At 39.5% G+C, this 21,907-nt stretch carries 17 protein-coding genes and 1 tRNA gene; 10 read left to right on the top strand and 8 right to left on the bottom strand.

Annotation, left to right across the window (positions count from 1 at the left end; translation table 11 throughout):
- Window positions 1-6: 6 nt before the first annotated feature.
- From BSCG_RS16810 to BSCG_RS16820, 3 genes are read left to right on the top strand one after another with little or no spacing between them, the layout of a single operon-like run.
- Window positions 7-426 (top strand): DUF1893 domain-containing protein, encoded by a 420-nt coding sequence (locus BSCG_RS16810; protein ID WP_008775685.1) that lies wholly within the window; start codon window positions 7-9, stop codon window positions 424-426.
- Window positions 427-456: 30 nt separating this feature from the next.
- A complete protein-coding gene (locus BSCG_RS16815) occupies window positions 457-2,346 on the top strand; it encodes a TonB-dependent receptor (RefSeq protein WP_032849461.1) in 1,890 nt (629 codons plus the stop codon).
- Window positions 2,347-2,359: 13 nt separating this feature from the next.
- The gene (locus tag BSCG_RS16820; protein ID WP_004296005.1) at window positions 2,360-2,872 is read left to right on the top strand and encodes a hypothetical protein; all 513 of its coding nucleotides are present in this window, start codon (window positions 2,360-2,362) and stop codon (window positions 2,870-2,872) included.
- Between the two features lie 131 nt (window positions 2,873-3,003).
- Here BSCG_RS16820 and BSCG_RS16825 read toward each other — a convergent pair whose 3' ends face one another.
- From BSCG_RS16825 to BSCG_RS16845, 5 genes are all read right to left on the bottom strand, one after another.
- The gene (locus tag BSCG_RS16825) at window positions 3,004-6,990 is read right to left on the bottom strand and encodes a two-component regulator propeller domain-containing protein (protein WP_008775682.1); all 3,987 of its coding nucleotides are present in this window, start codon (window positions 6,988-6,990) and stop codon (window positions 3,004-3,006) included.
- Between the two features lie 229 nt (window positions 6,991-7,219).
- Window positions 7,220-8,404: an ABC transporter permease gene (locus tag BSCG_RS16830; protein WP_004296002.1), complete on the bottom strand. Its 1,185-nt coding sequence runs from the start codon at window positions 8,402-8,404 to the stop codon at window positions 7,220-7,222.
- Entirely contained in the window at window positions 8,388-9,572 is a 1,185-nt protein-coding gene (locus tag BSCG_RS16835; protein WP_004312435.1) for an ABC transporter permease, read from the bottom strand. Before BSCG_RS16835 ends, BSCG_RS16830 begins: the two co-directional genes overlap by 17 nt.
- A gap of 22 nt (window positions 9,573-9,594) precedes the next feature.
- Window positions 9,595-10,581 (bottom strand): HlyD family secretion protein, encoded by a 987-nt coding sequence (locus BSCG_RS16840; protein ID WP_004312436.1) that lies wholly within the window; start codon window positions 10,579-10,581, stop codon window positions 9,595-9,597.
- Between the two features lie 6 nt (window positions 10,582-10,587).
- The gene (locus BSCG_RS16845; RefSeq protein ID WP_008775681.1) at window positions 10,588-12,000 is read right to left on the bottom strand and encodes a TolC family protein; all 1,413 of its coding nucleotides are present in this window, start codon (window positions 11,998-12,000) and stop codon (window positions 10,588-10,590) included.
- 777 nt (window positions 12,001-12,777) lie between these two features.
- Here BSCG_RS16845 and BSCG_RS16850 point away from each other — a divergent pair.
- The 5 genes from BSCG_RS16850 to BSCG_RS16870 all read left to right on the top strand — a co-directional run bounded on the left by BSCG_RS16850 (window position 12,778) and on the right by BSCG_RS16870 (window position 17,270).
- Window positions 12,778-12,850, top strand: a tRNA-Gly gene (locus tag BSCG_RS16850).
- 139 nt (window positions 12,851-12,989) lie between these two features.
- Entirely contained in the window at window positions 12,990-13,418 is a 429-nt protein-coding gene (locus BSCG_RS16855) for a DUF2867 domain-containing protein (RefSeq protein WP_008022330.1), read from the top strand.
- Window positions 13,419-13,588: 170 nt separating this feature from the next.
- Complete coding sequence (proS, locus tag BSCG_RS16860) at window positions 13,589-15,082, top strand: proline--tRNA ligase (RefSeq protein WP_004312439.1); 1,494 nt, start codon at window positions 13,589-13,591, stop codon at window positions 15,080-15,082.
- A gap of 214 nt (window positions 15,083-15,296) precedes the next feature.
- Entirely contained in the window at window positions 15,297-15,974 is a 678-nt protein-coding gene (locus BSCG_RS16865; RefSeq protein ID WP_004295994.1) for a response regulator transcription factor, read from the top strand.
- Between the two features lie 21 nt (window positions 15,975-15,995).
- Window positions 15,996-17,270, top strand: a complete 1,275-nt coding sequence (locus tag BSCG_RS16870; protein WP_004312440.1) for a sensor histidine kinase — start codon at window positions 15,996-15,998, stop codon at window positions 17,268-17,270.
- Window positions 17,271-17,399: 129 nt separating this feature from the next.
- Here BSCG_RS16870 and BSCG_RS16875 read toward each other — a convergent pair whose 3' ends face one another.
- From BSCG_RS16875 to BSCG_RS16885, 3 genes are read right to left on the bottom strand one after another with little or no spacing between them, the layout of a single operon-like run.
- Complete coding sequence (locus BSCG_RS16875; RefSeq protein ID WP_004295992.1) at window positions 17,400-18,356, bottom strand: ABC transporter permease; 957 nt, start codon at window positions 18,354-18,356, stop codon at window positions 17,400-17,402.
- On the bottom strand, window positions 18,349-19,092 hold the full coding sequence (locus tag BSCG_RS16880; protein ID WP_008775678.1) for an ABC transporter ATP-binding protein: 744 nt from the start codon (window positions 19,090-19,092) through the stop codon (window positions 18,349-18,351). Before BSCG_RS16880 ends, BSCG_RS16875 begins: the two co-directional genes overlap by 8 nt.
- Window positions 19,093-19,095: 3 nt before the next feature.
- Window positions 19,096-20,247, bottom strand: coding sequence for an NEW3 domain-containing protein (locus tag BSCG_RS16885; protein ID WP_004295989.1), 1,152 nt, complete (start codon window positions 20,245-20,247; stop codon window positions 19,096-19,098).
- 317 nt (window positions 20,248-20,564) lie between these two features.
- Between BSCG_RS16885 and BSCG_RS16890 the strand changes: the two genes are divergently transcribed.
- Both BSCG_RS16890 and BSCG_RS16895 read left to right on the top strand, forming a co-directional pair.
- Window positions 20,565-21,002 (top strand): PepSY-like domain-containing protein, encoded by a 438-nt coding sequence (locus tag BSCG_RS16890; RefSeq protein ID WP_004295988.1) that lies wholly within the window; start codon window positions 20,565-20,567, stop codon window positions 21,000-21,002.
- Window positions 21,003-21,023: 21 nt separating this feature from the next.
- Entirely contained in the window at window positions 21,024-21,881 is an 858-nt protein-coding gene (locus BSCG_RS16895) for a PepSY-like domain-containing protein (protein WP_004312442.1), read from the top strand.
- Window positions 21,882-21,907 lie beyond the last annotated feature (26 nt).

The raw sequence follows: 21,907 nt of genomic DNA, 5'->3' as shown, positions 1-21,907 counted from the left end.
AAAAAGATGGAAGAATTAATCAATTTACTACATACGGGAGGATATTCCTGTACTATTGCCAACAAAGGAGAAATCCGCACTTTCACTCAACGCGGTGTGGCTGATATCTATGATTTACTGACTCAGGAACCGGAGTTTCTTAAAGGAGCCTCGATTGCTGATAAGGTGGTTGGAAAGGGAGCTGCCGCCCTGATGATTCTGGGAGGTATCAAAGAGTTATATACTGATATTATCAGTACCAAAGCTCTGGAGTTGCTTCAGAAATCAGATATAAAAGTTGATTTTACAGAGGAAGTACCTTTTATCTGGAACCGTAACCATACAGAAGGATGTCCTGTAGAGACAATGTGCAGCGAAGTGGAATCAGCAGAAGAAATATTACCACTGATCCGCGATTTTCTGGAAAAGATCAGAAATAAGAAGTAAAAAGAAGAAACTTGAAACACGAAATAAAGTATGAAAAGAAATACAGCCTGTTTATTCCTGTTCGGTAGCTTGCTTTCCCTCTCGGGAATGGCACAGACTAAAAAGGATAGCATACAGGCCGGAAGAAATTATATGATTGATGAAGTCGTAGTCACCGGAACACGTAATGAAACCGATGTGCGTCATCTTCCGATGACCATTTCCGTAGTCGGCAGGCAACAAATTGAGAAAAGATATGAGCCTTCTCTTTTGCCGTTGTTAACGGAGCAGGTACCGGGATTATTCACTACCAGTCGTGGCATCATGGGATATGGCGTATCTACCGGAGCTGCAGGTGGCATGAGCTTGCGTGGTATCGGTGGTAGTCCGACAGCGGGATTATTGGTACTGATTGACGGTCATCCCCAGTACATGGGGTTGATGGGACATCCGATAGCGGATGCTTATCAATCTATGATGGCAGAGAAAGTGGAAGTTTTACGTGGTCCTGCATCTGTACTTTATGGTTCGAATGCCATGGGTGGTGTGATTAATATTGTTACCCGTCGGCAACAGGAAGAAGGTGTGAAGACGAATATGCAAGTTGGGTACGGTTCATATAACACGTTGCAGACTGAATTTTCCAACCGTGTCAAGAAGGGACGTTTCAGTAGCGTCGTAACCGGATCATATAATCGTACAGATGGACATCGTCCCGATATGGGATTCGAGCAATATGGTGGATACGCAAAGTTAGGTTATGATATCAGTTCTTTCTGGAAAGTATGGGGAGATGTGAATGTAACCCATTTTAATGCTTCCAATCCGGGGACTATCCAAGTACCACTGATTGACAACGATTCTCGTATCACTCGTGGAATGACATCGTTCGCTTTGGAAAATCATTATGAAAAGACTTCAGGAGGTTTGAGCTTTTTCTATAACTGGGGACGACATAAAATCAATGATGGCTATCAGATAGGAAAAGAACCGCAAAAATCACATTTCAACTCTAAAGACAAAATGCTGGGTGTATCATGGTATCAGAGTGCCACTTTCTTTACCGGTAATCGTTTGACCGTAGGATTTGATTATCAACACTTCGGAGGTGAATCATGGAACAAAGTACTGGCTACGGGTGAACATACTCCGGGAGTAGACAAGCAAATGGATGAGTTTGCCGGATACGTTGATTTCCGTCAGGATATCAGCAGTTGGTTCTCACTGGACGCAGGTATTCGTGTAGACCACCATTCACACGTAGGTACAGAATGGATTCCACAAGGCGGACTGGCTTTTCATTTACCCAAGAATGCAGAACTTAAAGCAATGGTCAGCAAAGGATACCGTAATCCAACCATTCGTGAGATGTATATGTTTCCTCCTGCCAACCCGGAATTGAAACCGGAAAAACTAATCAACTATGAACTTTCCTATTCACAACGTCTGCTGGAAGGGGTATTGTCCTATGGAATCAGCCTTTACTATATCAATGGCGACAATCTGATTATGTCAAACGGACTCTTTCCTCCATTGAATATCAATTCCGGAGAGATAGAGAATTGGGGAGTTGAAACGAATATAGGCTACCACATCAATTCACATTGGAATGTGAACGCCAATTATAGCTGGTTGCACATGGAGAATCCCGTTCTTGCTGCCCCCGAACATAAATTGTATGCAGGGGCGGACTATACTTCCGGACGTTGGAGTATATCGACTGGAGTACAATATGTGAAAGGACTTTATACTTCTGTTGTAAAGGGTAGCGAGCAACAGGATCATTTTGTTTTATGGAATTTTCGTGGGAATTATCGTGTCTGCCGTTTCGCTAACCTCTTCATAAAAGGAGAGAACCTGCTGGCACAGCGTTATGAAATAAATGCAGGTTATCCCATGCCCAAAGCTACGTTTATGGGTGGTATTAATTTGAACTTTTAAATAATAAAATGATATGGAATCAACTACTGTAAAACTCTATTCGCTGAATTACGGCAATGTGAGAACTTATCTGGCAGCCTCGTTATTCATCGTTGGCAACATCCTTTTTCCCCAATTTTTTCATCTCATACCGCAAGGAGGAATAACCTGGCTGCCTATCTATTTCTTCACACTGATCGGAGCTTATAAGTACGGATGGAAAGTCGGTCTGCTGACTGCTGTTCTTTCCCCTATTATCAACTCCTCACTTTTTGGTATGCCGATGCCGGTGGTGCTGCCTGCTATTTTATTAAAGTCCGTATTGCTCGCCATTGCTGCCGGTTGGGCCGCACAACGTTTCGGACGTATCTCCATCCCGGTATTGGTTGGCGTAGTACTTACCTATCAAGTTGTAGGGACATTGGGAGAGTGGATGTATATAGGAAATTTCTACAATGCCATTCAGGATTTCCGCATTGGAATTCCCGGAATGTGCCTGCAAGTATTCGGAGGTTATTTATTCATTAGATATTTGATTCGCAAATAACTTCCTTATCAATAACCGCTTTTCCCTGAAAAGAGTTATAAGCCTTGAAAAAGAAAGTTCTCCTCTGTTATAGATACCCATAACAGAGGAGAACTTTTTTAAATACAACGTATCTATTCGCTTTTTATTTATCAATCTTCTTCGTCATCTTCCAGTTCAGCAGAGGGATTGCCTCCTTCTTTAGCATACCTGCTCGGACTCATCTTATAGTATTTTTTGAATACTTCCCGAAAATATTTAGTTTCAGAGAATCCAACCATGTCTGAAATCTCATTAATAGCATATTCACCCTCTTTCAATAACTCGGTAGCACGTTTCAAACGCATCCCCCGAATAAACTCTGTCGGAGACTGTCCCGTCAATGCTTTCAATTTACAATAGAAACTGGTACGGCTCATGCCACTTGATTCACAGAGCACATTAACGGAAAATTCAGGGTTGTTTATATTCTCATCCACGATTTTCTTTACATTTGATATAAACTTCCAATCGAGGCTGTTAGTACCGTTTGCAGATGGAACCATTGATTTCGCTTCTATATCCAGATTGGCATATCTCATGCGCAACAGTTCCCGGTTTGCCAACAGATTAGCGATATTCGCCCGTAATATTTTCACGCTGAAAGGTTTGATGAGATATTCGTCCGCACCAATCGACAGTCCATCCAGAATATTATTTTCTTCTCCCAAAGCAGTGAGCAACAACACAGGAATATGTGAAATTTCAATATCACTTTTGATAGCCACACACAATTCATCTCCCCGCATCTCTGGCATCATGATATCAGAAAGAACCAGTTCCGGCCAATATTCTTTGATAATAATCAATGCTTCCTTTCCGTTAGCGCAAGCTTGTACATTATATATAGAAGACAATGAACTGACCAGATAGGAGCGTAGCTCATCATTGTCTTCTACAACAAGAATCCGTCGTAAATTTGGATCATCTATCGTAGCGGTTGTCTTTGCCGGTACATTCGGAGCGGGCAGTACAGGAGCCAACGCCTCAAATTTAGAAGATGCTTCGTCACTGATACTTTGAGAAGTCTTATTCTTTTTCGGAAAAACAATTTTGATTGTCGTACCTTGATGTTCGACACTATCTACACTAATTTTACCTCCATGAAGGCTCACCAGTTTTCCTACCAACATTAATCCGATACCACTACCCGTCACTTTAGAGTTAATAGCATTGCTGGCACGGAAATGAAGCTTGAACAACTTACTTTGTTCACTGGCAGGAATACCTATACCTGTATCCTTGATTATCACTTTCCATGAATCATTCGTATCGGACACGGAAATGCTGACCTTTCCATTTTCCGGAGTATATTTTAGCGAGTTCGATATTATATTCTTCAAAATAGAATCCATCTTCTCCTTATCAAACGATACATTCATATAGCTGAAAGTACTCTCGTATGTATATTCAATACGCCTAATGGCAGCATAAGAAGAGAATGAATTATATATTTCATTCATATAGGTATTCAACTCATACTCGGAAACACTCATTTTAGAGGAATATACATCCGTTCGCTCAAAATTAATCAGATTGCTGACCAGTCGTAAAAGAACTTCCACATTCCTCAATGCAATGTTCGTACGAGTTATTCCATTGTCGGTAAGCGTCTCTTCTTCCAATAATTCCTCCAAAGGTGCTTTTATTAAAGTTAATGGAGTACGTATATCATGGGCCGTATTGATGAAGAACTGCGTTTTTTCATCAGATATATTCTTTTGTTTTCTTAGATTTATCACACGTAGAACAAAATAAAATCCCCCTATTACCAACAGAATATAACACAAGATAGCCCACCAACTCGACCAAAAAGGTTGCGTGATGATAATTTTCATAGCACGTTCCTGAAAAACAATGTCATGTTCTTCTCTGGATATAGCACGTACATGAAGAATATATCTACCTGGAGGCAAATTGGTAAAACGAATCAAATTATTTGCTCCCGGTTGAGTCCATTTCTCATAAAAGCCTTCTAATTTCCACGAATATAGTGCATTTCCGGGAGAATCATAATTGATTGTAGAAACTTCAAATGAAAACGTATTCTCATCATAAGCCAGCTCTAATACATCTGTCTCATCGATACTTTTCTGTAAAGGAGAATCCTTGACACCCGGATAAACAGGTTGATAAGACAGATGAAAGTCGCTAAATACCAATCTGGAGAACTTATAATCCGGGAATTTCACATTCATCGGAAGTTCAATTGCTCCATCCGTACTACCGAATACAAAGTTTTTATTTTTACGCACCGTTCCTGCCGCTGCGTTAAAGTATGCAGGCAACAAGCCTTCTCCTCTAGTCCAATTACGAAATATCTTTTCTTTAGTATGAAAACAGGTTATTCCGTTCTCTGTACTCATCATTATACGTCCATCTACTTCCGGCAATATTGTAAATATTCTATTTGAAACTAAAGCAGAATTATCAGAAAAATAATGTTCGAAAGTCTTATCTTGAGGATTATAAATAAATACTCCCATACCATTTGTCCCGATATATAACAACCCATTATCTGCCTGATAAAGCGTATTAATATAAGTGATTCCTATCTCCATTTCAATATACTGATATTCACCAGTATTTCGATTCAATAAATACAAGCCAGCAGCAGTTCCGATCCACATATTATCTTTGTCTTTTTCAACAATTGATGTTATGGAATTCAGTCCCGGATATAGACGTGCACTGTTAGTCTCCAAATCAAAACATTTTAGATTATAATAGCCTCCCGACCAGATATGTCCTCTTGAATCTTTAACTATATCACGAATATATTTATCCGGACGCATATTGACGTGAGAAAGAAGGTAAGGAGAGAAGTATTCAACTGATAGCGTTTCTTTATTTATTTTATAAATGCCGGAAGTATATCCTCCTGCCCATATAATGCCAGGAGCCACTTCACATAAAGTAATAAATATATGATTCTTGTCCTTTAGTTGATGATTAAAAGAGCTTAGAAATGAATGCCACTGACCTGTTTTTGAATTATAAAGACTAATACCATTACTAGTTCCAAACCACAGATCACCTTCATGATCTTCGATAACCGCTTGTACCTGATCATTGATTAATGACTGTGCATTACCCATAGCATGTTTCATCCAATGATAATTTTCATAGCGATTATCAATCACTGTAATTCCTGTTGGATAATTAGCAAGCCATATCCGCTTTTCTTCATCTACAAAAACATCATTGATATTATTTCCATTCATTTCATTATAACTCTGATAATTAGCAATAATGTAATCTTCCAGTTCACAGGTATTTACGTTAACTTTATACACCCCCATTCCTTCCGTTGCAATCAGTAACTCTGTTTCATTCAATGGGCTGATACGAGCTATGTTTACATCACTAAGATCAGCGTCCGGACGTATAATTTCCTGTGTATTCATATCGTACACAAAAACTCCTCTTTCAAATGAACCAATGAACAATCTTTTTAATTGCCGATGAAAATACAGTTCACTCACCTGTGCATGAAAATAGTCCAGTGTTTCAACAGGCATGGTCTCTAAAATACCATTCTCCAGTTTGACATATCGTACGCCCGTCTCCGTTGCTATAAAGAAATGGTGCTCATCTACTTGTTCTATTGCCGTAATACTACTATGCAATACATTGGGAAATCGAACTATATGAGCATCTTTAATATTATACAGCAATACAGTATCTTTACGACATATCCAGATATTATCATTGCGATCCAGATAACCACAACTTATTGCTTCAGAGGTATCCGGTAATTTATATACCATTTTGAAATCGTCTCTGTCGGCTTCGTATTGAAAGACTCGTCCTTGTTTGCCAACCACCCATATACCGATATGTGGTTCTGTATATAACCATCCCAAACGTATGGGAGCATCCAAAATAGTGCCTTCTTTATTTAATTTATAGTGTTTTATATCTTTACCGTTGTATCGGTCCATCCCTTCATTTGTAAGAAACCACATATAGCCCTGAGCATCTTTCTGAATATTGAATATCCGGCGATTGCTCAAGCCATCTTCTATTCCTATATATTTGTATGTTTGTGCTGTAACCCAAACAGGAAAAAAGAGAAGAATATATACAATGTATTTCATATAAATGGTTGTTTTTTAAACTACTTCTAACGATCATATAAACATAACAGTTAACGAAACTAGACAAAAACAATGACAAATGCAAAGAAATAGGAGAGATTCTACAAGAAAACATCTATTTAGAAACATTTTTATTTCCAAAGTTGATTATTTACTTTGCGAAGTTGATTTATCTGAAAGTGTTCTTTTGCTATATGTTATAATTAGCGCATGTTTTGTTTTTGTTAATTTAACTAATCAGATTTGATTCCAGTTTCTTCTTATAGACCCATATACTTATTGTAAAATAAATAAGTGCCTGTATCCAGAGAGTTATATATTCCGGTCTGATATCAGCCATACTGGCTCCCATAGAATTCAGTTTCACAAAAGCGAGTGTGCCTGGTGCAGCTGGGAAAATGTAATGGACTACTTTCCAATACCAGGGCATTAGTTCCATTGGATAGGAAACGCCGGAAAGAAAGATTAATCCTACGGAGAAGAAGGCGATCATGAGTAGGGGAGCTTCAGAATCCGTAAAATACCTGGATGCAGCCAATCCCAAGAAAGAAGTTGCCATCAAATATGGAATCAATAATAGTACGATGTACAATCCGTTTCCAATATTGGGGATGCTGAAAAAGTGAGGGAGCAAGCCTAATAGAAAAAAGGCAAAGATGGCATAAAGAGTACAGTATACGGACGTTTTTCCTGCCACTATACGAATAGCAACTCCCCAGCCATACCCCAAAGGAGTATATGCACGGATTCCTTTACTACTGTATTCTTCTCCGGTCACCATACCAATAACCATCAGCAAGGTCTGGAAAATTATAATCATCATGACTGCCGGAATAAGATAGGAACCATATCCTTCGGTATAATTGTAGAGTGCAGTGCCTTCCACATTGATCGGTTTCGCCATAGCTACGGCGAGCAATCCTTGTGGTGGAAGAAACACTGCTTCATCTGGCCGGTATTTATCATTAATAGCCAGCATGACACGTGAAGAAGCACCTTGCAAAGCTTCGAAATACAAGAAGGCATCAGTAGTTGCATAAAGGGAAAATACGGCTTCATCTCCCCGGAACACCCGTTCCTCAAAATCATGAGGCAGGTAGAGTATTCCCTGTACTTTGCCTTCTTTCATCCATTCTTTTGCTTCGTGATAGTCCATAGCCTGACTAAAAATCTCTGCTTGGGGAGTAGCATCCAGCCAACGGATAAAATCACGGCTCAATTCACTGTGCGAATTGTCGACTACGGCAACAGGTACATCGGTTACAATATTCGGTGCATACATATAATTGTAGAGCAACCCGTAAACGAAGATTCCTCCCATCAACACCAGTAAAACCGCATAACTGGTACTGATAGCTAGAAATTCACGACGAATGATGAATGACAACTGTTGTAACTTACTTAATGTTTTCATACTTATGACTTTCTATAGCTCGTTTTAAATGAGGAAGCAGCGACAGGGCCAGCAACGGGAAGATACAGAGTATCACAGCCGACGGCCAAAGATGGATAAACCCACCGCCTCCATAGAGCATGGTTTGCATCATTTCCGTAAAATGACGGACAGGGAACAAATTGGAAGCATCCCTCACCAACGGATACATATTGGGAACCGGAAAGGTTACTCCGGACAAAGTAGCCCCCAGAGAACCTACCATAGAAACTACACTTATAACCAACGATATTGCCGGAAACAGCGAGAATAAAAACAGCCCTAAAGCCTGTGTTGCAATGATGAAAAGCACAGTCATGATATTCATTAACCACCAACTCCCCTGAAAAGGAATATGCAAAATACCAAACATGACGTAATTAGCCAACCATCCTATCAGTATATATATAATGGTATAAGGTAATAATTTACCTAAAACAGCTGTCACTATATTGCCTTTTGCAGTCGCCAGCCAATCATCTGCTGTGCGGAACTTGATTTCAATGCCAACCGCATACACGGTAATCAACAGAATCAAAACCTGAAACAGCACAAAGAAAAAGGGCTGACTTAAATATACCGAATAATCCAGACTAGGGTTATATATCGGATGGTTATTAGCTTGTACGGGTAATAAAAAGGTGGTAATCTGATCCTGTTCTACTCCGAGTGCCATCGCTTGCATCACCACAGGAGAAAGAGCCACCGGAGCTAAGGAAGTTTCGAATGCCGCCATCAACTCACCACCTACCGACATTAATGCATAATGATAATAGTAGGAGAGTGTTGCATTCTTTCCGGTAATCGCATTCTGTTCAAATTGGGGAGGTATGGAAAGATATCCATAAATCTCTTTCTTTTGCACAGATTCACGGGCAGCTGCTTCATTTACAAAATGCTTTGTCACTTTAAAAGTTGGTACGGCAGAAATATTCCTGACTATCGTCCGGGAAGTAGCAGTATTATCCTGATCGACAATACCAATAGGAATGTTTTCCATCTGTCCGTTACCAAAGATCGTAGCCATAAAGAAAAGGGTGAACAATGGCAAGACAATGCAGACACCAAAATAAAGGCGCCGTGAAGTCATTCGCCACCACTCTCTGAGCAGTACGGAACGAAAAGGGGAATATGTTTGTGATTCATCCATTCTCTGGTTTATTTGATGTCGATTAATCTAAAGTCAATAACACGGACATGCCGGGACGCAAGTCATCCACCTTTTGGGTTGGACGGGCATGAATCTCAAAGGTACGTAAGTCATAACTTCCGGTTTGCTTGGTTGATTTCCAGGTAGCAAAACTGCCTAGCGGACTAATATAATAGATTTTGAATTCAATATTTTTTTTACCGATAGCGGGCACATCCGCAACAAATGTTTCGTCCATTTTAAATTGCGGCATCAGATCTTCCCGCACGTTAAGAACAACATGTATATCATCCACCACCACCAAATTCATAATGGGAGTTCCCGGTGCAACCAACTCTCCACGTTTAGGGAAGATTGTTGCTATCTGACCGTTTTCCGGAGCGGTCAACCGAGCATCGACCAGCAAAGCCGAGACTTCATCCACTGTGCTTCGAGCAGCATCCACCATGCTGGCAGCAGACGCTTTATCTTCTTTTTGTGCACCATCTACAGCCATCTGATACTGTTCATAGGCAGCACGTTCGGCTGCTACAGCCGCTTTATACATAGCTTCTACTTCATCCTTTCTTTGAGAAGTAATGACACTGTCCTTATATAAAGTAAGAATACGGTTGTAAGTTGTCTGGGCGAGAGTAAGATCGCTCTTCGTTTTATTCCATAATTGCAGTGCAGTAGCCACGATCTGACGACGGGTTCCGGCATCTATTTTCTTGTTCTGTTGTACTGCCACCTGTTCCAAGGCATTCACTTGTTGATACTTGGCATGTACTTCAGGGCTATTAATGACGACAAGAGTATCTCCCCGGTGTACCCAGTCTCCCTCCTGAACGAAGAAAGTGTCGATACGGCCGGGAAGTTTCCCACTGATACGGATTTCTGTTGCTTCAGCTTGTCCTTGCAAGACCAGCGGCTGTTTATGCATTAATATAACTCCCAAGCCGGTGAAAATACCGACAGCCAGAAGAATGATGACAAAAGCCCATGATAGGGTTTTACTAGTTGGTTTCATTGTTTGTTACGGTTTAGGTTGATAGTTTGCAAATTGTTCCGGTGTGCCACAAAGCGAGAGTAGATTCATTAGTGCCACATCATATTCATAATATGCTGCCAGGCGAGCCACTTTTACACTGGCAAGCATGGTTTCAGCATCAATAACTTCGGTAGAAGTTGCCATCCCTTCTGTAAATGATTTCTTTCGGATGCGTACCAATTCTTCACTTAAGGCAATCGTTGCATTTAAAGCTTTTACATTATCCTGTGCCTTTTCCAGCTGCGTATAAAGCTTATCTACCCCAACAGCCAGATCATCACGGGCTTTCATCTGCCCTAAAGCCAGAGTTTGTTCCGTTAATTTCGATTGCCGCACTCTTTTTTCACGATCCAGTCCGTCAAAGAGGTTCCATGTAAAACCAATGCCTACCATGGTACGCGGTAATAAATTACTCTGAATACCATGCGAATATAAGGTCTGTTTTCCAAAAAGGGCTATATTCGGCAAATAGCCGCTTTGAGCAATCCGCACTTCTTGTTTGGCAATATGCTGCTGCAGCTGTAATTGGTTGAGTGTATAGTTCCCACTGTTTACCGAAAGATCAAATAGCATTTTAGGTGGCAATGAATCATTCATAAAAAGGGGAGAGGTAGGAATGATATTGGCATCTGCATCCTTTTTATTCAGCAAAACCTTTAAGGCACTTTGCACTACTGTTTCTTCTTTTCGCGCAGCTTCCAATGCACGTTTGGCTTCATCCATATTTACCTGGGCAAAAAGCCTTCCTGCTTTGTCAATCATTCCTGCTGCCTCTAACTTCAAGGCATTTTCATAATGTTTCTTCAATCCGTTGTAGGTTTCTTCACGAACCGTCACAATTTGTTGTGCCAGTCGAAGCCCGTAATAGCTTTCAACCAATAAACTTTGCTGATTGGCCGATGCCTGTGCCCGACTTTCCCGTGCCAGATCAACCATCGTTCTTCCGATGTTGGTGGCATGAAAACGCTTACCACCGGAAAAGAGTACCCACTCGGCTGATAAATCAACAGTTGTCAAATTTCTTGGAGTCAAAGGAAATATAAGGGTATTTGCCCCAATTTGATCCAGTATAGACGAAATGATTTGGTCATCCGGAATAATGGAATGTACAAAGTCTTTAGCCGGATCGGTAAACTGCGATAAAGGCTGTTTAACTTCGATCTTCTCCGACATGTGTACAAACGCACCTGTATACTGAAGACTGGGATACCAAAAAGCATTCAACTTATCACGTTCAGCCTTCGCAATCTCAATACTCTTATCCGCTATTTTCAGACTCTGATTTCCTTGATTCAACAGATGCAGTGATTCTTCGAAACTTAATGGTATCTGTGCATCTATCTGACCGATGGAAAAATACAAAGTCAATAGTATACAAAGTCGCTTATTTTTTTTCATACTGGTTAGGTTATATCTGAATTTGAGATATTCTAACAGATGAAAAGAGAGGTTTGTTCATCAGAAAGAATATAGCAATACAACAAAAGAAGGTTTCAACGCTTTTTTATAAGATGTTCTATTTTTCATCTTCTCTTTGAATCACGTTTGTATCATTTCTATCAGATAGAAAAAATGATGCATAAAATAATGCAAGTATATGCAATAAGCGTGTTATTAATGGATATAAACTACTTGATTATACAAAATATAAATGCATATTGGAGTTGTTTCTTTAAAGGAAAAGCTCTGTTCCTTTAAATGGAACCAACCGTTGGTCGGTGAGAAGCGTGTTCTCCCTTTAAAAGAAAGCTACCAAACAGCCCATAAAGTACCAGTTTGTCTCTAAATCTTATTTATTTTGCTAGAAACTAAATCTGTTAATTTGAAATAATATAAGCAACTTTGTTCTCACATATTCAATATTCATTCTCTATTTAGAACCTAGTGATAGATTATTCACTAAAATAGTTTATATCTGAATCTTATTAACCGGAAATCCTGGAATTTTTTCTATAGCGACTATCGCCAATCTGTATATTTTTTAATTATACGGGCTACTAATATGCGTTTTTTCATATCCGGTTGTTTTTCATCAAAACAAAAGAATTGAAGAGGCTTTAATTTCTCTTTTTTCTTGCATTAAAATTTCTGCGATTTTATTTGAGATATAAAAATTATGTTTACCTTTGCATCACCATTTCATAAGGCTTTTGAGTCGAGAAATGCAGTAAATATGCGGTAATAGCTCAGTTGGTAGAGCACTAGCTTCCCAAGCTGGGGGTCGCGAGTTCGAGCCTCGTTTACCGCTCTTTTGAAAATCAGGTGGTTATCTTAAAAAAAACTGCCTGATTTTTTATTTTTCAAGCCCCCTTTTCTATGGTTTTATCTATTATCGGACGAAACCTAAACTGAACATATTGTAGAATAACCCTAATTGAATAACCAATATGGCTAAGAAAATAGAGAAATATCTCCCCGTAGATTACAGTGACAGTTTTTCCATAGAAGTTACAGAAAATCGTTTGTCTCCTAAAGATATTATTTTAAAAGTCTTTGCTCATAACCCCGCTTGGCTCCGAATGTTGTATGCAATAAGGGCCTGTTTAGTCAAACCTTTCGGTATAGAAACTAAAGCTATTGAAAGTGAAGAACTTATTATAGAGGAAGACAAGCAAGAAGCAATTATGAGAAAAGACGATAAACATTTATTGTTTTATGTCGATATTTTCATTACGCCATTGGAAACAGGAAAACAAATGATTGAGGTTACCACATTAGTAAAATACCATAATTGGGTAGGAAAGGCTTATTTCTTTTGCGTAAAACTTTTTCATCGGATCATAGTGCCTTTAGTTCTCAAAAAAGCGCTATGCTGAACAAGCACAGTCGCGGATGCAACTATATAACGAATATGAAAAATGAGATATGTAATATAGAAGTACATGACTTTAGAAAATTAATGCATGAAGAATAGGGCAGTTCATGCATTTTTCGTATTTTTGCACCCTGTTTTAACACTCAAGAAAACTTTAAATAGAAAAATATAATGGCAAAAGAACTGAAAGACCTTACCAAACGTAGTGAAAACTACTCACAGTGGTATAACGATTTGGTGGTAAAAGCTGATTTGGCAGAACAGTCTGCTGTGCGCGGATGTATGGTGATTAAGCCTTACGGATACGCTATCTGGGAGAAAATGCAACGTCAATTGGACGACATGTTCAAGGAAACAGGACACGTAAATGCATACTTCCCGCTATTAATCCCGAAATCATTCTTAAGCCGCGAAGCAGAACACGTAGAAGGGTTTGCGAAAGAGTGTGCCGTAGTAACACATTATCGTTTGAAGAATGCGGAAGACGGTTCAGGAGTTGTAGTAGATCCTGCAGCTAAATTGGAAGAGGAATTGATTATCCGTCCGACATCAGAAACAATCATCTGGAATACTTATAAGAACTGGATTCAGTCATACCGTGACCTGCCTATTCTCTGCAACCAATGGGCGAATGTTTTCCGTTGGGAAATGCGTACCCGTCTTTTCCTGCGTACTGCCGAATTCCTGTGGCAAGAGGGACATACCGCTCATGCTACCCGTGAAGAAGCAGAGGAAGAAGCAATCAGAATGTTGAATGTATATGGTGAATTTGCAGAAAAATATATGGCTGTTCCCGTTGTAAAGGGAGTGAAATCAGCCAATGAACGTTTTGCAGGTGCACTTGACACTTACACAATAGAAGCCATGATGCAGGACGGAAAAGCATTGCAAAGTGGTACTTCCCACTTCCTGGGACAAAACTTTGCAAAGGCATTCGATGTTCAGTTCGTTAACAAGGAAAACAAGTTGGAGTATGTTTGGGCTACTTCATGGGGTGTTTCTACTCGTTTGATGGGTGCATTGATTATGACTCACTCGGATGACAACGGATTGGTATTACCTCCACATTTGGCTCCGATTCAGGTAGTAATCGTTCCTATCTATAAGAATGACGAACAACTGAAACAAATTGACGCTAAAGTAGAAGGCATTGTAGCTAAGTTGAAAGCATTGGGTATCTCTGTGAAATATGATAATGCAGATAACAAACGCCCGGGCTTCAAATTCGCTGATTATGAATTGAAGGGTGTACCTGTTCGTTTGGTTATGGGTGGTCGCGATCTTGAAAACAACACTATGGAAGTGATGCGCCGTGATACACTGGAAAAAGAAACGGTTACTTGTGAAGGCATTGAAACATACGTTCAGAATTTGCTTGAAGAAATGCAAGCTAATATCTACAAGAAAGCATTGGACTACCGTAACTCCAAGATTACAACAGTAGACACCTATGACGAATTTAAAGAAAAAATCGAAGAAGGCGGATTTATTCTGGCTCATTGGGATGGAACTACTGAAACCGAAGAAAAAATTAAGGAAGAAACTAAAGCAACCATTCGTTGTATTCCGTTCGAGTCATTTGTTCCGGGAGACAAAGAACCTGGTAAATGTATGGTAACAGGTAAACCATCTGCTTGCCGCGTGATATTTGCACGTTCTTATTAAACAAAATTCGCACATAATTATAAAAAGGATGGAAACGGCTCAATCGCTTTCATCCTTTTCTTTTTTTCCTTCCATATTATATTATTTATGGCCTGTCCTAACAGTTCATTAGACATTCAATAGTTATTTCAAGCTCTTTTTTCAATCCATTTCAGTTTTATTTCAGAAATATCCCTTTTCTTTGTAGTATGTAAAAAAGAAAGGAGACAAAATTATGAAGATATTGATTGTAGAAGACGAACCCTCTTTGAGAGAACTGATTCAATGTTCACTTGAAAAAGAACGTTACGTTGTAGAAACAGCCAGTGACTTCAATTCTGCTCTACGCAAAATTGAAGATTACGACTATGATTGTATCTTATTGGACATCATGCTACCGGACGGAAGCGGACTTGATCTTCTTGAACGACTGAAAGCTCTCCATAAGCGGGAGAACGTGATTATTATTTCCGCGAAAGACTCTCTGGAAGACAAAGTTTTGGGATTAGAACTGGGAGCGGACGATTATTTGCCAAAGCCATTTCATTTGGTTGAACTAAATGCACGAATTAAAAGCGTGATTCGTCGCCATCAGCATGATGGAGAGATTGATATCCGCCAAGGCAACGTACGGATAGAACCGGATAAATATCGTGTATTTGTCAACGAGCAGGAAGTGGAACTAAATAGAAAAGAATATGATATCCTGTTATATTTTATCAATCGCCCTGGGAGATTAATCAATAAAAACACTTTGGCCGAATCAGTGTGGGGAGACCATATCGATCAGGTCGATAATTTTGACTTCATATATGCACAAATCAAGAATCTTCGCAAAAAGCTCAAGGATTCGGGTGCAACTATTGAAATTAAAGCAGTCTATGGATTTGGGTATAAAATGATAGTAGAATAAAAAGGAAAGAGATTATTGTCCATGAAATTAATATATTACATCATTCTTCGTATTACCCTTGCTCTGACTCTCATACTGACGGTCTGGGCTATCTTCTTTTATGTTACGATGATCGATGAAGTCAACGATGAAGTGGATGATGCTTTGGAAGATTATTCGGAAACCATCATTATCCGGGCATTGGCAGGAGAGGAGCTACCTTCTAAAACCAATGGCTCCAACAATCAATATTATATGATGGAAGTAAGCAAAGAGTATGCGGAAAGCCGGGAGGATATTCAGTATAAAGACTCTATGGTATACATTGAAGAAAAAGGAGAGACCGAGCCGGCACGTATTCTTACTACTATCTTTAAAGATGATGAAGGACGATACCACGAACTGACAGTATCGACCCCCAGCATTGAAAAAGATGATTTGAGAGATGCCATCCAAATGTGGATTATATTTCTATATGTAGCTTTATTATTCTGCATTATTATCATTTCCGTATGGGTATTTTACCGGAATATGCGACCGCTCTATGTACTTCTACACTGGCTGGACGGTTATCAAACAGGAAAAAGAAATAAACCTTTGAGTAACGATACTCAAATCACGGAATTCCGGAAATTAAATGAGGCTGCCATTCGTTATGTGGAACGTACGGAGCAGATGTTCGAACAACAAAAACAGTTTATCGGAAATGCTTCACACGAGATACAAACTCCACTTGCTATCTGCCGTAATCGATTGGAAATGTTGATGGAAGATGATTCGCTATCAGAAAAACAACTGGAAGAACTGATGAAAACGCATCAGACTTTAGAATACATTACTAAATTAAACAAATCCCTATTATTGCTTTCCAAGATTGATAATGGTCAGTTTACGGATACCAAAGAATTGGAACTCAATGTACTTCTCAAACAATATCTGCAAGATTACGAAGAAGTTTATGATTATCGCAACATAGAAGTCACGATAGATGAACAAGGCGTTTTCAAGGTGACAATGAACGAATCCCTGGCTGTTGCTTTGCTCACTAACCTCCTGAAAAATGCATTTGTACATAATATTGATGGAGGACATATCCGAATCACCGTTACTAAGAACGGTATTACTTTCCGAAATTCGGGAGTGGAACATCCGCTGAACAAGGAACATATCTTCGAACGTTTCTATCAGGGTAGCAAAAAAGAAGGATCTACAGGGCTGGGATTAGCTATAGCCGATTCCATCTGTCGTTTGCAACATCTGAATATAAAATATTACTTCGAGCAGAATGAACATTGCTTCGAGATTTCCCAATCATAAGATTCATCTGAAAAACACAGAGGACACGGATTTTAAGTGAACGACCTGTCGGTTATCATAAAACCAATTTGTCAGGTATATCCATTCACCTGTTTCTCCGTGTCCTCTGCGTCTTTTATAGTGAGCAGGTTATCGGGATCGTATTTCTCTCCTCATAAACATGATATAAGAAATAGCGAAGCAAATAACCGTTGCCGCAATCAATCCGGTCAACTGTGGCCATACAACTAAAAGACTTTGTCCCAATGGGAGCGGACTAGGGATAGCTCCCTGTACCTGTTCCATAGTCAATGGCCCCAAACTTCTGACAGAAGGCATCAATAGTGTGGTGGTAGCTTCATTAAACAGTTCACTCGGTGCCAAACGCATCAACCCTAGAATAAACTTCTGATAACTGATAATCTGATAAGGTGATGCCATCTGTGACGGACTCAACCCTTTTGCCACCAAATTAACAATCATGGTATAGAATACACTAAAAAACAGCCAAACAGCCACAGATGCTAAGGCAGAAGTCGCTGCCTGACGGAAACGGAGTGAGAACAGAATAGCCAGATTCAACCAGAATGCTACATAAAAGATACTGGTAATGATGAAGAAAACAATTCTCCAAAACTCTTCTGCCGTAGGAGGAATACCAATAGCAATCAGCCCACATCCCATCACCAGAAAGCCCAATACAAACAACATGATACCTATCACAATCAAAGCAGCCACAAACTTCGCATTGATAATGCAATCGCGATGAATAGGCTGGGACAGCATACGGCTCAATGTTCCTTTATTTTGTTCGGAATTGACTGCATCAAATCCCAAAGCGATTCCCAATAGGGGACCTAAGAAGTTAATAAACAGCACAAAAGAGGGGAGAGTCCCATCTGAAACCGTAAACAACTTCAAGAAAAGAAACGAACCGTCCGGATCATTAGGTTTGATGGCTTCACTAATATTGGTGAGTGCTGTATATAGCGACCCCATACAGGTAAGTGCTATAATACCTATTAGTATAATAAAACGCCAACTTTTGACATGATCGGAAATTTCCTTGTTGACGATAACCCAAAAAGGATGATTGACTTTATTCATGTCTTTCTCCTCCTTCCTCAAAATAATGGTTATAAATATCAGACAATTCCTGCTTCTTATCTTTCAATTCTGCCATATCAATCAAAGCAAGTAATTGGCCATTACTGAACAAACCTACCCGGTCGCACACTTTCTGTACCTGATCCAGATGATGGGAAGAGAAAAGCACTGTCAGTCCTTCTTCTTTACTCAACCAGCGAATCAGTTCGATAAATTCCTGAACACCTGCAGGGTCAATCCCTGAAGTCGGCTCATCGAGAATAATAATCTTCGGATTTTTAATAAGTACATCAGCCAATCCCAACCGCTGTCTCATACCACGAGAGTATTTCCCTGTCTTTTTGGCTAACTGATCTTCAAGGCCTACCCGCTTCATCAGTTCCATAGCCTTGGTTTTTGCCTCTTTATCAGAAATACCATTTAATCGCGCTGTATAGATCAAATTCTCCGGTCCTGTCATATCATCATAGAATCCTACATCTTCTGGCAAATACCCAATTTTCCTTTTTACTTCAATGGGGTGTGTAGTAGAATTGATTCCACAAATTTCAACTGTTCCCGAAGTAGGCTCTGTCAATCCCAACATCATTAAGATAGTAGTTGATTTTCCAGCACCATTCGGTCCCAGTAATCCGAAGATTTCTCCTTTCCGGATATTCAGGCGAATATGATCTACAGCAGTGAAATTACCGTATTGTTTGGTCAAATCGGTAAGTACGATCACTTGTTCGCCCATAATTTACCTCCTTCCATATTTACGGAACAGATAGTAAACCACGCCGATGGTGGCAATAATGATAAGAACGCCTACCCATCCCCATATCATCGGAGTTTTTACTGCAACTCTGAACTGCGCATCTGCATTTACTTCAGGAGTTTTTGCCATGATGGTAGTCACATAGTCGCCTGGCAATGCTTTTTTAGAAGCTTTCAAAGTAGCCATAACCGTTGATGTCTCTCCGGCTTTTAGTGCATCGATTTTTGAAGGTTCGAAAGTTACTTCCCAGTCAGCAGGTTTATTAGCAGACAGCTGAATATCTTTCAGTAATGAAGAACCTGTATTTCTGACTTCCAGTTCTATTTTCTTTATATCACCTGCTGTGACATCTGTGCTCAATAACCCACGGGGAGTAGTCAGTTCCATTTGATAAGAGCCGGTAACAACCACTTCCAGTTCCAATTCAGCGGAAGTGGTACCTGTAGCGGCGCGTACCGGAATTTTGTAACTGCCGGCTTCTACATTGGCAGGAGGAGTAATATCTATACTTACATTTTGGGTACTGTTGGCTTCCACTTGTGCAGAAGTGGCTTGCTTATAATTAGGTTTAAAAACTACATTCCAACCTCTGGGTGCATTAGCCATCAAAGCATATAGCTGCTGGTCGGCAGTCTGATTCTTTAAAGTGGCGCTGAAAGTGAAGGTTGATTTGGAATTTCCCTGCATGTTGGGTTGGTCGGTAGTAAATTCAGTCTGGTATGTTCCTTTTTGAGCAACCACCACATCCAATGGAAGTTTGGCGTTTCCGGCATATACTACAAAGTGATAATTACCTTTATTCACTTTTAATGGGACTTCGACTTTTAAATTGAAAGTCTTTTTCTCTTTGGGAAGTACCGATAGTTGGCTAAGGCTCCAGCCACCGGATTTCATTTCGTGTTTCCAACTGGCGGACAATCCGCTGACAGAAAGATTCGCATTCATCAACTGGTCTGTGTTGTTGATAAGATCGATACTGTAGTCAATTGACGCTCCGGGAGATACGGAGATTTTTGTGTAAGGTGTGTACAGAATCACGCTCTTAGGTATTGAATCATTGGCGTGCGTGTAACTCATAGGGATAATCCCCAATAGAATAGCTAATAATAAAAAATAATTTGTTCTCATAGTCATACAAAAGTTCTTATGGTTGTTTAATATGAATATTGTCAAATTTGTGTGTGCAAAAATAAACGATGTATCTATTAGTAGTTTTAAAAGAATCCTAAAGAATCTAATTTCAGGAAGAAATTATAGTGACACTATCCCTATAGGATGGTGACGGTATCCTTTATATATAGTGACGCTATGTTAACCGGATAGCGTCACTATATTTTTTCGATTTTTTTTCGGAAATTCTCAAAATTCCCAAATCTTTTCAGATTCTCCTCTCATCTTTGCATTATCAAATTAATAATAATAGTAAAAACCAATATTAAAAAACAACGATTATGAAAAAGTTAGTATTCTTATTAGTGTGTCTTTTCACTTTGCAAACAGTAGCTCGTGCAGATGACGACAAACCAATCCAGGTAACTCAAATGCCACAACCGGCACAGCAGTTTATCAAACAGCATTTTGCCGACAGCAAAGTAGCATTAGCCAAAATGGAAAGTGATTTCTTCTATAAAAGTTATGAAGTGATTTTCACGAATGGCGATAAAGTAGAGTTTGACAACAAAGGTAACTGGGAAGAAGTGAACTGCAAATATAGTTCTGTACCTACAGCAATTATTCCGGCAGCTATTCAGAAATACGTAGCGACCAATTACCCTGATGCTAAAATTCTAAAAATTGAGAGAGATAAGAAAGATTATGAAGTAAAACTGTCCAACCGTACGGAACTGAAGTTTGACCTGAAATTTAATTTGATTGATATTGATTTCTAAACCTATTTAAATTGAACAAAGATGAAACTAAAGATTTATACACTTTTACTGGCACTAAGCGTCACATGGAGTCTGCAAAGTTGTGACAACGATGACGATGGTTCAATAGCTGTTCCTGCCGAACTTCAAAGTGCATTTTCATCCAAATTCCCTAATGCTGCAAATGTGAAGTGGGAAACTAAGTCTGGATATTATGTAGCAGATTTCTATGACGGATATGAAGCATCTGCATGGTTCACCCAAGATGGTAAATGGCAAATGACAGAAACGGACATTCCTTACAATGCATTACCACAAGCAGTAAAAATGTCTTTTGAGAACAGCGAATATGCCTCATGGAAGCGGGATGATATAGACAAACTGGAACGGACAGGCGTTGAAACTGTTTTCGTAATTGAAGTCGAAAAGCAGAATCAGGAGGTCGATTTGTATTATTCTGCTGATGGAACTCTGATTAAAAGCATTGTAGACACTGATGATGATAACAACGAACATCTTCCTGTACAATTGACTGAAGCTATGAAAAACTTCATCAATGAAAAGTATCCGAATGCAAGAATCATGGAAGTAGACGTTGAGGATGATAGAAATGATTGGGATTCTGGATATACAGAGGTAGATATCATTCATAATGGAATCCCCAAAGATGTATTGTTCAACCAGACTGGAAATTGGTATTCTACTTCATGGGAAATACGTCAGAATGAATTGCCTGAAGCAGTAAACAATACTCTCAATAATCAATATGGAGAATATCGTTTTGACGAAGCGGAGTATATTGAAAAAGCAGATGGTAGCATATATTATCGAATTGAACTTGAGAAGGGGGATGTAGATAAAGTAGTAAACATAGGCGAGAACGGTACTGTCCTTTCATAGGTCAAAGTGCATAATTCTGAAACATA

This window comes from Bacteroides sp. 2_2_4 (assembly GCF_000157055.1).
GTDB lineage: Bacteria > Bacteroidota > Bacteroidia > Bacteroidales > Bacteroidaceae > Bacteroides > Bacteroides ovatus.
This window is presented reverse-complemented; position numbering and strand designations above follow the sequence as displayed.

Excerpts from the sequence above, each read along its gene's own strand:
- BSCG_RS16840 (WP_004312436.1), bottom strand. The coding sequence starts at position 10,581 with ATGAAACCAACTAGTAAAACCCTATCATGGGCTTTTGTCATCATTCTT.
- BSCG_RS16825 (WP_008775682.1), bottom strand. The coding sequence starts at position 6,990 with ATGAAATACATTGTATATATTCTTCTCTTTTTTCCTGTTTGGGTTACA.
- proS (WP_004312439.1), top strand. The coding sequence starts at position 13,589 with ATGGCAAAAGAACTGAAAGACCTTACCAAACGTAGTGAAAACTACTCA.
- BSCG_RS16875 (WP_004295992.1), bottom strand. The coding sequence starts at position 18,356 with ATGAATAAAGTCAATCATCCTTTTTGGGTTATCGTCAACAAGGAAATT.
- BSCG_RS16810 (WP_008775685.1), top strand. The coding sequence starts at position 7 with ATGGAAGAATTAATCAATTTACTACATACGGGAGGATATTCCTGTACT.
- BSCG_RS16855 (WP_008022330.1), top strand. The coding sequence starts at position 12,990 with ATGGCTAAGAAAATAGAGAAATATCTCCCCGTAGATTACAGTGACAGT.
- BSCG_RS16865 (WP_004295994.1), top strand. The coding sequence starts at position 15,297 with ATGAAGATATTGATTGTAGAAGACGAACCCTCTTTGAGAGAACTGATT.
- BSCG_RS16880 (WP_008775678.1), bottom strand. The coding sequence starts at position 19,092 with ATGGGCGAACAAGTGATCGTACTTACCGATTTGACCAAACAATACGGT.
- BSCG_RS16895 (WP_004312442.1), top strand. The coding sequence starts at position 21,024 with ATGAAACTAAAGATTTATACACTTTTACTGGCACTAAGCGTCACATGG.
- BSCG_RS16835 (WP_004312435.1), bottom strand. The coding sequence starts at position 9,572 with ATGGATGAATCACAAACATATTCCCCTTTTCGTTCCGTACTGCTCAGA.
- BSCG_RS16820 (WP_004296005.1), top strand. The coding sequence starts at position 2,360 with ATGGAATCAACTACTGTAAAACTCTATTCGCTGAATTACGGCAATGTG.
- BSCG_RS16830 (WP_004296002.1), bottom strand. The coding sequence starts at position 8,404 with ATGAAAACATTAAGTAAGTTACAACAGTTGTCATTCATCATTCGTCGT.
- BSCG_RS16815 (WP_032849461.1), top strand. The coding sequence starts at position 457 with ATGAAAAGAAATACAGCCTGTTTATTCCTGTTCGGTAGCTTGCTTTCC.
- BSCG_RS16870 (WP_004312440.1), top strand. The coding sequence starts at position 15,996 with ATGAAATTAATATATTACATCATTCTTCGTATTACCCTTGCTCTGACT.
- BSCG_RS16890 (WP_004295988.1), top strand. The coding sequence starts at position 20,565 with ATGAAAAAGTTAGTATTCTTATTAGTGTGTCTTTTCACTTTGCAAACA.
- BSCG_RS16885 (WP_004295989.1), bottom strand. The coding sequence starts at position 20,247 with ATGACTATGAGAACAAATTATTTTTTATTATTAGCTATTCTATTGGGG.
- BSCG_RS16845 (WP_008775681.1), bottom strand. The coding sequence starts at position 12,000 with ATGAAAAAAAATAAGCGACTTTGTATACTATTGACTTTGTATTTTTCC.